The sequence below is a fragment of the Pseudarthrobacter sp. HLT1-7 genome, from assembly GCF_059383435.1.
Map to the genome: position 1 here is coordinate 106,158 of NZ_JBWZCH010000006.1, position 9,740 is coordinate 115,897.

Here is a 9,740-nt window from a genome sequence, read left to right on the forward strand (position 1 = left end):
GCCTTTCCGGTGTGACTGACGGGCAGTTCGGAGTCGTGGCGGAGCATGGGGCGGAGGAACGTCGCGGCCATGACGGCGGCGGCGAGGATCAGAATCGTCACTCGGATGCCTCCGCGTGGTCGATGGCGTTCTCACCGGAGATGATGCAGACCTTGGCGAGTGCCTGCACCTGGGTGAGTTCCCCCCGGAAGTGCTGATCGAGTACGGCGTTGACCGCGGTCATGGCGTCGTGGTCGTTCATGCGGCCAGCTCGAACCGGGTTTTGAAGGATGAGACGGCGTCACCGATCGCGGTGGCCAGCTCTGCCTCGAGGTAGTCGGTGAGGGTGGCGGTGTTGTCGACGGTGCCGGCGGCGTTCACGGTCAGGAGATCGTGGGTGCCGTTCTCGACCTGGGCTAGTTCGTCAAGCCAACCGAAAGCGTTCTCAACGTCGGAGGGGAGAACAAAGATTTCCAGTGCCCCGGTGAGGCGGCAGGAGAGCCGTTCGGCGTCCTGGTCGACGTTGGCGCGGGTTGCCCAGTAGTTGACGATCATGTGCCGGGCGACGGCGACGGCCTGAGCCTTCGTGAACTCGTAGCCGCTGGTATGGTTGGTGGTGTCCATCGGATGATTCCTTTTCGTGGTTTCGGTGGGCTGAGGTCCATGGGTTGCAGCCTGTGGACCTCTTTTTTGTTGATGCACTGACACTATCTGCAACTTGTGACAAAAACAAGCCGAACTTGTTTTCAGCCTATTTTGTCCCGCATCTGATACACGCGCTGCGGTGACACACTCAGCACGGCCCCAACGTCCGGCGCGGTGCACCCGGACTGGAACGCGGTCCGCACAGCCTCCCGCCGGGCCGTCTGCGCCTCCGCCGCCACAGCCTCCGCCAGCGACGCCGCAACATCGGCGGCCGCCAACTCCTCGAGCGCTTGTGACTTCTTCACTGGTTCCTCCTTGTCGCCTGGTAGTAGTCGATCGCTTTGGGCGGGATCCGCCACGGGCTCGTTTTGCCGCCCGTCTTGTACGCCCCGCGGAGCGCCTGGGTCTGGCAGTGCCTCTTGATGGTCTGCACCGGTTCGGCCAGCATCTCAGCAGCTTCCTCCGGCGTGTACGCCCGGCGGGGCAGCGTCGCGGTGCTAGGCGCCGGCATGGGCCACCACCAGGTCCGTCGACGGCGTCAGGTCCGTGTGGAGGCGTTGCAAACCCTTCACCGTGATCCTGACCTGCGGGGTTGCGAGCTGCTCTTCCCCGTTCGTACGGTGGAATTTGAAGGAGCTGACCTTCTCCGCAACCAGGCCCTGATCCACAGCCCACTGGTACGGGCGGCTGTTCGCGTCCAGCCACGGCCGTGCGCCCTCCCGCAAATGCCGGAACAACCGGTTCTGGCCGATCTGAACGGACGAGTCCCGGCACAACACCTGGGCGGCGTCCCTCACCGAATAGTCACCGGACGCGGCGGCCAGCTTCTCCCACGACGAGGCGAGCGGCTCCAGCTCCGCCACCCTGGCATGGTAGGCGTCCAGGGTGCTGTGCGCCTCCACGAGGGCCTGTGCCATGAGCTCCGCCCCGGTGAGCGGCGCCGCCCCATACCGGCCCGTCTTCCGGATCGCCGGCAACACCTCGTGAGTCAGCCAGCGTTTGAACGCCTTCACCTTCGGGGACCGACTGATAAGCATCAGGGAATAGACGCCGGATTCAGTAACGCCACTGATCGACTGCTTCCCGCCGAGGGTGTCCACGGCCATGGACGCCCTTTCGTCATCGTCGAGCTGGGCCATTGCATCCCGGTATTTCGAGATGCCGACAACGGCCGCCACGTCCATGGCAGCAAAGATAGGCTCCCCGTCGACCGTGGCGGTGCGGACTTCCTGCCCGCCGTAGTTGAATAGTTCGACGTTCGTCACGGCTAGTCTTCCAGTTCGAGGGTCGGCGTCGTCATGGGCAGCCCAAGCAGCATTTCCAGCTGCAGCAGGGCGTTGTGCACTTCGTGCTCGTTGGCGATCCCGGCGCCCATCCGGTCGATGGCGTCACGGAGGGCTTGGGTGGGGGAGGTTGCGGGGGCGGTGGCGGTGAATGTGAGAGAGACCATGCTTACTGCTACCTTCCAGGCTTTGTTGCTTCGGCGCTTACTACGTACGTGATTTCGTCTTTGGTCACACCCAGCCGGGCTGCGATGGCGGTGACAACAGCCTCCGATGGCTGCTTCACGCCCTTCTCGACGTTGGTCAGGTAGCCGGGGGAGATGTGGCAGTCGACGGCGAACCTGCCGTGCCTGATCCCGAGCGCTTCCCGAATGGCTCTAATGGCCGGCCCGTGGGCCATGCGCATCCGCATTTTGTTTCCTTCCGATCCGGTGAGTTTTGCCTATAGGAAGAGCATAGGAAAGAACAGGCAACAAGTCAAGCAGGGCATGGGAAACACCGGAAACCCGCGCCGTTACTGGTCAAAGTCGGTGAATGACACGCTTGGTTTTCCGGTTTACGGGGCTTGTTTCCTAGATACGCTGTTTTGTGTTTCCTAAAATTTCCTACGAAGGTGTAACCATGATTAGCGGAGATCAGATCCGGGCCGCCAGGGAGGCCGCCGGGTTGACACAACAGCAACTCGCGAAAACCCTTGGCGTGACGCTCCGAACCGTCGGCAATTGGGAGCGCGGCGAGTCCGTGCCGCGCAACCGGGAGTCGATGATCCGCTCAACGCTTGCCGGCCAGTTGCCCGGTGGCGGCCAGCAAACCGTGGCCCTCCAGACGGCAACCGACATGGAATTACTGGCGGAGCTCGCTAAACGGTTGACCCGGCCGGCGGCCACGGACCATACTCCGACGCAAGGGCTCCCGGCACGGAACGATTACCGTCTCGCGGCACGGGAGGCGGACGAACATATCGGGCACGACCAGATGCCCGAAGACACCTAGGATCCCCGGCAGGGGGTGCTTCCAAGATTTCCCCAAGGTGCGCACAGCAGTCTTGGGCGCCATACGCATCCGACCACGAAAACCAGTTCAACTCTTTTCAGAAAGGCACCACAATGTCAGAAGGTAAGGCGCTGCAAAGCCTCATCATGAACCTCCGCGGTGAGCGGAACAACAAGGAACTCTCCCGCGACTGCGGCAACATCCCCACCCAGTCGAGGCTGCAGCAGATGTCCACAGCCTCCATCCGGCTTTTCCCGGACCCGGAAACGATCCTGGGCCTGGCCCGCGGCCTGAACGTCACGGTGGGGGAGGTGGTGGGGGCGTGCGCCCGGGACCTTGGCCTGAACATGGGCGGCCCGGACGAGTCCGCGCTGGTGCTGGCCGGCGCCCGGGACCTGCCCGAGAGCGCCCAGCAGATCCTTGTGAGCATGTCCCGGGAGCTGCAGTCCGCCTACAGGTCCCGGGCCGCCCACTGACACTGTCGGGACCGCCGTGTACGTTCATCCCTCATGGGGTACGAACTGAAGGCCGAAGAGATGGGCGTGAATGTCGTACCCGGGTACCCGCCGCACGGGTGGTGGGGCAGCTACGACCCTGACCGGCACCGCATCACCGTCCGGCCGGACCTTGGATACATCCAGCACCGCTCCACCATGTGGCACGAGCTCGGACACGCCCACTACCGGCACGTCGGGTGCACGCCACGGCAGGAACGCCAAGCCCGCATGTGGGCGGCCCGCCATCTCATCCGCCCGTCCGCCTTCGTGGAGGCGGCCCGGGTCACGGATGACCTCATCAGTATCGCCCACCATCTAAATGTCATGCCCGACGACGTCCGGGACTTCGAACAATCCCTCACATTGGATGAGCTGCTCATCCTCCGCAACCAGATCGACGGGAGCCGACAATGGCACGCGTAGAAGACCTGTGGGTTCGCCAGGACAAGACGCGGCGTCCACGCTACGGGAAGGGTCTCCGGTACCGGGCCGAGTGGGTTGAGCCCGGCGGCACGAAGGTCAGGAAGAGCTTCGCGACGAAGACGGCCGCCACACATCATCTCGCCCAGCAGGTCGCCGACATCAACCGCGGCGTATATAGTGCCGGCCGCGAAAAAGTGCTGCTCGCCGACTACGCCGAGGTGTGGAAGGAACACCAGCTGCACCAGCGCGCATCCTCGAGGGAGCAGATCGGGAACCGCTTCCGGCTCAACATCATCCCGGCACTCGGCGATAAGGCCATGGACGATGTGCAGCGCCAGGACGTGCAGGTGGCGGTGGGGGAGTGGGCCCGGTCGCTGGCCGCGTCAACTGTGAAGGTCGCCTACGGGTACTTGGCCGCCATGTTCAAGGCGGCCGTCCTCGACGGTGTTGTGGCGAAGACCCCGTGCATGGGCATCAAGCTCCCCAAGGTGGAGCAGTCAACGATTGTCCCGCTGAAGACGGCCACGGTGCAGGCGTTGGCGGATGGTATGTGGCGGCCGTACCGGCCCATGGTGGTATTCTGCGCCGCGACGGGCCTTCGGTCCTCGGAGCTGCGCGGCCTGACCTGGGACCGGGTCGACTTTCGGACGTCGATGATCAGCATCGACCGGCAGCTGATCGGTACGAACTCGCGGGCGCCGGAGTGGGGGCCGCCGAAGACAGTTTCCAGCCGCCGCAGGATCCATGTCGGGCCGGAGTCGCTCGAGCTGCTCCGGCAGCTGCAGGTGGCCGGCGGCGGGCCGGGCGGGTTGGTGTTCCACTCGGGCGGGCGTGCGATCACCCGGCACACGGCGGGGGAGGCGTGGCGGCACGTCCGAGAGTCCATGCCGGCGGCGGGCACCGGCTGGCATGAGCTGCGCCACTATCACGCGTCCCAGTTGATCTCCGGGGGCATGTCGCCGGTGGCCGTAGCGCACCGGCTGGGGCATAAGGATGCGACGGAGACGCTGAAGACGTACGGGCATTTGTGGCCGGATGATGACACACGGGCGGCCGCCCTCACGGATGGTTTGGTGCGGCTGGTTGCCCCCAGTTTGCCCCCCGAACCCTCTGCGCCCCAGTGACGGCGGCGTCTCGACGGTAACCCGGCGTATCGGTCAACCCATCCATCCACGCAGGGATCATCAGGTGCGGACGCGCCGATGGCTGCCTGGCAGGCCGTCTTCCCTCTGCGATGCGGCCGCGCACCGGGACGCGGGGTCACGGATTGGTCACGAACACGGTGGAACCCATCCGTAGCCGGTGTGCTGTCGAAGTACTCCTGACAGACAAGCACCGGCCCCGTCCGAGCTACTCGGCAGGAACCATCCGCGGGACCGGACACCCCCACTGATTTCAAGGAGTACTCCCATGCGTACGTCAACTAAGACTTTCCTGAGCGTTGCCGCTGCCGGTTCGCTGATGTTCTCCCTCGCGGCGTGCAGCCCGGCTGCCACGTCCTCGTCGGCGCCGGCTGCCTCGTCCTCGGCCGCGGCGCCCGTTGAGAAGGCCAAGCCGCTGGCCGCGATCCCGGCGCTGACGGGTACCTCCACCGCGGTGAAGCTCGATGCCTCCTTCGCCGCGGCCCTGGAGAGCCTTAAGCTCACCCCGGGGGTGGTGGGTACCGCGGCGCTGACCGACGGGTCGCTGATTTTCCCGATCAGCGGCGGCAAGGTCGATTACTACGATCCCGCGAAGGACTACCGCCCGTTCGTCCAGGGCCTGATCAGCCACGCCGGTTCCGGGTTCTCCCTCTCCGCCGGTGAGACCAAGGTGGACCTGACCAACTTCACCATCGACCCGGGCACCTCCAAGCTCTACGGTGACGTCGCGGTCAACGGCGAGATCGCCGCCAAGCAGGCCTACATCTTCAACCTTGACGGCTCCACCCTCAAGCCCCTCCAGGCCGCCGGCGACACCGCCGTCCTGGAAGGAACCCGGGTGCTGATCTCCGACACCGCCGCCGGCCTGCTGAACAAAACCTTCAAGACCGACGCCGTGAAAGCCGACATGCTCGTCGGCATCGCCAAAATCACCGTCAACACCAAGTAACACCCACCGCAACAGCGGCGCCCGAAGCGCCCGCAGGAAGTGCCGCCTGAAATGGCGGCAGCAAGTGCCGCGGACCCTCCACCGGAGGGTCCGCGGCACTTTTCCGTGGCCGTGTCCCGCGCCCGCCGCCTCAGCTGCGTGCTGTGGCGGGCTCCTGCTGCCAAGGCGGGGTGGCCAGAAGAAAGACGGTAGCGGCAAGCATCACGCCCGCGGCGAAGATGGTGACCACGTGGACGGACAGTGCGCTGCCGTTGTACATGGTGATGCCAACAGCCAGCAGAGAGGCGGCCAAGAGCGCCAGCGCCGCAAGATGCTGCCGACGCAGTCCCGCCAGAACCAACAGGGCAGGTATCGCATACCAGATCTTGCTGGCCGTTCCCAAAGAGTTGATCTGGTCGATAACGCCCTCCGTGCCCGGTATCGCGGCCACAGCCTGGGGAAAGAACATCGAGGTGCAGTGCAGAACCAGTCCCAGGGCCCCGGCCACTGTCGCCGTCAGGTCCAGTGCCGACAGCCTGCGTGTGAACCTCGTTGGCGGGAGGCCGGGCACTGCCAGACGGAGCACCAGCAGGGCAAGGGCAACGCCGGCAAGGGCCAGAACGAACAGGATTGACATGGCTCCACCCTAATACGGCACCTCAGGCCGGATGATTCACGTGTCCCTGAGCCCGTGTGAGTCATTTCACGCGTCACGCGACGCGGGCCGCCGTCGTGCCGCCCTAGAATGGACGGTGAACGTAGAAGTTCTGCCGCCGGGTCTGCGTTCGCAGCCGGTGGCTATTTCTTTGCTTACCATGCAGGCGCCCGGGGTGGACCGAATCCCCGCCGGCGCCCAGGTTCCGGACACCCTCCGGCGGCCGACTTCCATATACGCGGACGTATGTGGTGGAATTTAGGAAGGTAGTTCTGTGAGCCAGACATCAGATTCTTGTCTTGATACGTGGATGGGCCGCGAGGCGCTGGCCGAGGCCATGATCCCGGTGATCGGCCGGCTATACCGCGAAAACAACGTGGTGACGTCCATCCACGGGCGCAGTCTGATCAACAAGTCCACCATGAACATCCTGAAGGCGCACCGATTTGCCCGCCGGATGAGCAAGGAAGAACTGCGGCTTGAAGAGACCGCCCCGCTGCTGGATGCCCTGACCGAGCTGGACCTGGGCGCGGCTGCCATTGACATTGCCCGCCTCACCGAGAAGTACCGGGCCGAGGCCAACGGTGCCAGCCTCGATGAATTCCTCCGCGGGGAACTCGCCGAGGTCGTCGGCAGGCGTGGCGGCGACAACCGCACCAGCACCGACGTCGTCCTCTACGGTTTCGGCCGCATCGGCCGGCTCCTGGCCCGCCTCCTGATCGAGAAGGCCGGCGGCGGCCACGGTCTGCGCCTGCGCGCGATCGTGGTCCGTCGCGGTTCGGACAACGACCTGGCCAAGCGCGCCAGCCTGCTGCGCCGCGACTCCGTCCACGGTTCCTTCGAGGGCACCATCAAGGTGGACCTCGGGAACGACACGATCACTGCCAACGGCGTCCAGGTCCAGGTTATCTACTCGGACAACCCCGCCACGGTGGACTACGCCGCCTACGGCATCCACGACGCGCTCGTCGTCGACAACACAGGACGCTGGCGCGACGCCGAGGGCCTGTCCCAGCATCTGCAGAGCAAGGGCGTCTCCCGGGTTCTGCTCACCGCCCCGGGCAAGGGTGACCTCAAGAACATCGTGCACGGCATCAACCACGGCTCGATCGCCGATTCGGACGCGATCGTCTCTGCCGCGTCCTGCACCACCAACGCCATCACGCCGGTACTTAAGGCCATCAACGACCGCTACGGCGTGGTGCACGGCCACGTCGAGACGGTCCACTCTTTCACCAACGACCAGAACCTGATCGACAACTTCCACAAGGGCGACCGCCGCGGGCGCTCGGCCGCGCTGAACATGGTCATCACCGAGACCGGCGCCGCAAAGGCCGTGGCCAAGGCCCTGCCGGAGCTCCTGGGCAAACTCACGGGCAGCTCCATCCGCGTCCCCACCCCTGATGTGTCCCTGGCCATCCTGAACCTGAGCCTGGAAAACGGCACCAGCAAGGACGAGGTCAACGACTACCTGCGGGAAATGTCGCTGCATTCGGAGCTGCGCAAGCAAATTGATTACATCGATTCGCCCGAGGTTGTCTCCACCGACTTCGTCGGCTCCCGCCGGGCAGGCATCGTCGACGGCCTGGCCACCATCTCCAACGAGAAGAACCTCGTCCTGTACGTCTGGTACGACAACGAGTTCGGCTACAGCTGCCAGGTGGTCCGCGTCATGGAGGAAATGGCCGGTGTGAACCCGCCGTCCTTCCCCGCCAGGGACGCCGCCTCGATCCTCGAGGCTGCCGGACTGCCCGTAGAGGTCTGATCGCGGAAGCTTCACACTGCGCCTCCTGGCCCGGACGCATCCATTTTTCCCGGCCGATCCTCTGGAATCGGCCGGGAAAGGGCAGCACAATGGTGCCATGGAACAGAACTCGGCTGTGGAGCACGAAACCGCACTGGAACACGCGCTGGACATCGCGCGGCAGAACGTCAAGGAGGCCAAGCGGCTTCTCGACGATGCACGCGCCAAGCGTGCGGTCGGCGAGGTTGACGACGCCCGGGTCCAACAGCTCGAACGCCTGATGGCCCTGGCTGACGAGGATCTCCGGCGGGTGATTAAGGAGCAGTAGCACCGCGGCGGCAGTCCCGGGACAGCTGGCTGCCACCTGTCCTCCACACTGTGGACAAAGACGTCAACGTCGGAGCCCTGAGTTACGCTCTTGCGGTGCAGGAAAATCCTCCCCGCCGGCCCGCCAGGGCGGGCCCGCCATGACCCTCGGCCAGCCATGACCGTCGGCCAGCCATGACCGTCGGCCAGCCATGAAGTCCGGCCTGACGTGACCGTCACCTGGGCCGGGTTCCGCCGGGCCCGGCGCCGCTCCCGCCAGGCGTGGGCCCTGGTAGCACTTGCTGGCCTTGCCGTCGTCGGGGGACTGGGCTGGATCTTCACGGCAGGCCAGTTCGCCGCCGCGGAACCGCGGTCAACCGGCCCCCGGGAGGCTCCCGTCCTCGCTCCGGGCTGGATGAAGGCCGTGCCCGCTCCCCGTCCGGTTCCGCCGGGGACCGCTGCCGCCGCGTTGGATTCCCTTCCGGTCAGGGGCCGCGCGGCCAGGGACAACTACGACCGGGCCGCCTTCGGCCAGGCCTGGCTTGACGTGGACCGCAACGGCTGCGATACCCGCAACGACATCCTCCGCCGCGATCTGGGAAACGCACAATTCATCGAAGGCTCCCGTTGCCGGGTAGGTGCCGGCACGTTCCAGGAACCTTATACCGGTCACCCGACCGCCTTCCGCCGGGGATCCGAGAGCAGCAAGGCCGTGCAGATCGACCATGTTGTGGCGCTCGGCGACGCCTGGCAAAAGGGCGCCCAGCAGCTGACCGCGCAGCAGCGCGAGCATCTCGCCAACGACCCACTGAACCTCATCGCCGCTGACGGCCCCGCCAACCAGGACAAAAGCGCATCCGACGCCGCCACGTGGCTGCCGCCTAACAAGGCTTTCCGCTGCCACTATGTCGCCCGGCAGATTTCGGTCAAGGCTGCCTATCTGCTGTGGGTGACACTGGCGGAGAAGGATGCGATGAAGCGGATTCTTGGGTCCTGCCCGGGGCAGCCGACAATCGTTCCACAACTCACCGGTCCGCCGAGATGACGAGCCTGACAGGGCCGGCCGTTGCCGGGCCGCCGCAGGCCGCGCTGCCGCCCACACGGGTCCAGCCCAGCTCCACCAGGCTCACCAGTTTCCGCTTCAT

General features: G+C 65.5%; 16 protein-coding genes. 8 read left to right on the forward strand and 8 right to left on the reverse strand.

The genetic code is table 11. From position 1 onward, the window contains the following. Nucleotides 1-97 precede the first annotated feature (97 nt). From AC50X6_RS07875 to AC50X6_RS07905, 7 genes are all read right to left on the reverse strand, one after another. The gene (locus AC50X6_RS07875; protein WP_494965681.1) at nucleotides 98-241 is read right to left on the reverse strand and encodes a hypothetical protein; all 144 of its coding nucleotides are present in this window, start codon (nucleotides 239-241) and stop codon (nucleotides 98-100) included. Then, a complete protein-coding gene (locus AC50X6_RS07880; protein WP_494965682.1) occupies nucleotides 238-603 on the reverse strand; it encodes a hypothetical protein in 366 nt (121 codons plus the stop codon). The genes AC50X6_RS07875 and AC50X6_RS07880 overlap by 4 nt, the downstream gene beginning before the upstream one ends. 122 nt (nucleotides 604-725) lie before the next feature. Further along, the gene (locus AC50X6_RS07885; RefSeq protein WP_494965683.1) at nucleotides 726-929 is read right to left on the reverse strand and encodes a hypothetical protein; all 204 of its coding nucleotides are present in this window, start codon (nucleotides 927-929) and stop codon (nucleotides 726-728) included. Next, on the reverse strand, nucleotides 926-1,135 hold the full coding sequence (locus AC50X6_RS07890; protein WP_494965684.1) for a helix-turn-helix domain-containing protein: 210 nt from the start codon (nucleotides 1,133-1,135) through the stop codon (nucleotides 926-928). The genes AC50X6_RS07885 and AC50X6_RS07890 overlap by 4 nt, the downstream gene beginning before the upstream one ends. Beyond that, complete coding sequence (locus AC50X6_RS07895; RefSeq protein WP_494965685.1) at nucleotides 1,122-1,889, reverse strand: phage antirepressor; 768 nt, start codon at nucleotides 1,887-1,889, stop codon at nucleotides 1,122-1,124. Before AC50X6_RS07895 ends, AC50X6_RS07890 begins: the two co-directional genes overlap by 14 nt. A 2-nt stretch (nucleotides 1,890-1,891) precedes the next feature. Next, on the reverse strand, nucleotides 1,892-2,074 hold the full coding sequence (locus AC50X6_RS07900; protein WP_494965686.1) for a hypothetical protein: 183 nt from the start codon (nucleotides 2,072-2,074) through the stop codon (nucleotides 1,892-1,894). A gap of 8 nt (nucleotides 2,075-2,082) precedes the next feature. After that, nucleotides 2,083-2,319: a helix-turn-helix domain-containing protein gene (locus AC50X6_RS07905; protein ID WP_494965687.1), complete on the reverse strand. Its 237-nt coding sequence runs from the start codon at nucleotides 2,317-2,319 to the stop codon at nucleotides 2,083-2,085. Between the two features lie 209 nt (nucleotides 2,320-2,528). Here AC50X6_RS07905 and AC50X6_RS07910 point away from each other — a divergent pair, with 209 nt between their 5' ends. From AC50X6_RS07910 to AC50X6_RS07930, 5 genes are all read left to right on the forward strand, one after another. Next, nucleotides 2,529-2,900, forward strand: coding sequence for a helix-turn-helix domain-containing protein (locus AC50X6_RS07910; RefSeq protein ID WP_494965688.1), 372 nt, complete (start codon nucleotides 2,529-2,531; stop codon nucleotides 2,898-2,900). A gap of 113 nt (nucleotides 2,901-3,013) precedes the next feature. Further along, entirely contained in the window at nucleotides 3,014-3,376 is a 363-nt protein-coding gene (locus tag AC50X6_RS07915) for a hypothetical protein (RefSeq protein ID WP_494965689.1), read from the forward strand. A 33-nt stretch (nucleotides 3,377-3,409) separates the two neighbouring features. Next, nucleotides 3,410-3,820: an ImmA/IrrE family metallo-endopeptidase gene (locus tag AC50X6_RS07920; protein ID WP_494965690.1), complete on the forward strand. Its 411-nt coding sequence runs from the start codon at nucleotides 3,410-3,412 to the stop codon at nucleotides 3,818-3,820. Next, complete coding sequence (locus tag AC50X6_RS07925) at nucleotides 3,808-4,944, forward strand: tyrosine-type recombinase/integrase (protein ID WP_494965691.1); 1,137 nt, start codon at nucleotides 3,808-3,810, stop codon at nucleotides 4,942-4,944. Before AC50X6_RS07920 ends, AC50X6_RS07925 begins: the two co-directional genes overlap by 13 nt. Nucleotides 4,945-5,230: 286 nt before the next feature. Continuing rightward, nucleotides 5,231-5,911: a hypothetical protein gene (locus AC50X6_RS07930; protein ID WP_494965692.1), complete on the forward strand. Its 681-nt coding sequence runs from the start codon at nucleotides 5,231-5,233 to the stop codon at nucleotides 5,909-5,911. A gap of 130 nt (nucleotides 5,912-6,041) precedes the next feature. Here the strand turns inward: AC50X6_RS07930 and AC50X6_RS07935 are convergent, their stop codons facing one another. After that, on the reverse strand, nucleotides 6,042-6,527 hold the full coding sequence (locus AC50X6_RS07935) for a hypothetical protein (RefSeq protein ID WP_494965693.1): 486 nt from the start codon (nucleotides 6,525-6,527) through the stop codon (nucleotides 6,042-6,044). Nucleotides 6,528-6,819: 292 nt separating this feature from the next. Here AC50X6_RS07935 and AC50X6_RS07940 point away from each other — a divergent pair, with 292 nt between their 5' ends. From AC50X6_RS07940 to AC50X6_RS07950, 3 genes are all read left to right on the forward strand, one after another. Then, nucleotides 6,820-8,310 (forward strand): glyceraldehyde-3-phosphate dehydrogenase, encoded by a 1,491-nt coding sequence (locus tag AC50X6_RS07940; RefSeq protein ID WP_494965694.1) that lies wholly within the window; start codon nucleotides 6,820-6,822, stop codon nucleotides 8,308-8,310. A gap of 97 nt (nucleotides 8,311-8,407) precedes the next feature. Continuing rightward, a complete protein-coding gene (locus tag AC50X6_RS07945) occupies nucleotides 8,408-8,617 on the forward strand; it encodes a hypothetical protein (protein WP_494965695.1) in 210 nt (69 codons plus the stop codon). A 207-nt stretch (nucleotides 8,618-8,824) separates the two neighbouring features. Continuing rightward, on the forward strand, nucleotides 8,825-9,640 hold the full coding sequence (locus AC50X6_RS07950; RefSeq protein ID WP_494965696.1) for an HNH endonuclease family protein: 816 nt from the start codon (nucleotides 8,825-8,827) through the stop codon (nucleotides 9,638-9,640). Nucleotides 9,641-9,740 lie beyond the last annotated feature (100 nt).

What these genes read in the sequence shown, in the direction of transcription:
- AC50X6_RS07930 (WP_494965692.1), top strand. Translation starts at nt 5,231, where the DNA reads ATGCGTACGTCAACTAAGACTTTCCTGAGCGTTGCCGCTGCCGGTTCG.
- AC50X6_RS07915 (WP_494965689.1), top strand. Translation starts at nt 3,014, where the DNA reads ATGTCAGAAGGTAAGGCGCTGCAAAGCCTCATCATGAACCTCCGCGGT.
- AC50X6_RS07945 (WP_494965695.1), top strand. Translation starts at nt 8,408, where the DNA reads ATGGAACAGAACTCGGCTGTGGAGCACGAAACCGCACTGGAACACGCG.
- AC50X6_RS07905 (WP_494965687.1), bottom strand. Translation starts at nt 2,319, where the DNA reads ATGCGGATGCGCATGGCCCACGGGCCGGCCATTAGAGCCATTCGGGAA.
- AC50X6_RS07880 (WP_494965682.1), bottom strand. Translation starts at nt 603, where the DNA reads ATGGACACCACCAACCATACCAGCGGCTACGAGTTCACGAAGGCTCAG.
- AC50X6_RS07910 (WP_494965688.1), top strand. Translation starts at nt 2,529, where the DNA reads ATGATTAGCGGAGATCAGATCCGGGCCGCCAGGGAGGCCGCCGGGTTG.
- AC50X6_RS07900 (WP_494965686.1), bottom strand. Translation starts at nt 2,074, where the DNA reads ATGGTCTCTCTCACATTCACCGCCACCGCCCCCGCAACCTCCCCCACC.
- AC50X6_RS07920 (WP_494965690.1), top strand. Translation starts at nt 3,410, where the DNA reads ATGGGGTACGAACTGAAGGCCGAAGAGATGGGCGTGAATGTCGTACCC.
- AC50X6_RS07875 (WP_494965681.1), bottom strand. Translation starts at nt 241, where the DNA reads ATGAACGACCACGACGCCATGACCGCGGTCAACGCCGTACTCGATCAG.
- AC50X6_RS07935 (WP_494965693.1), bottom strand. Translation starts at nt 6,527, where the DNA reads ATGTCAATCCTGTTCGTTCTGGCCCTTGCCGGCGTTGCCCTTGCCCTG.
- AC50X6_RS07925 (WP_494965691.1), top strand. Translation starts at nt 3,808, where the DNA reads ATGGCACGCGTAGAAGACCTGTGGGTTCGCCAGGACAAGACGCGGCGT.
- AC50X6_RS07890 (WP_494965684.1), bottom strand. Translation starts at nt 1,135, where the DNA reads ATGCCGGCGCCTAGCACCGCGACGCTGCCCCGCCGGGCGTACACGCCG.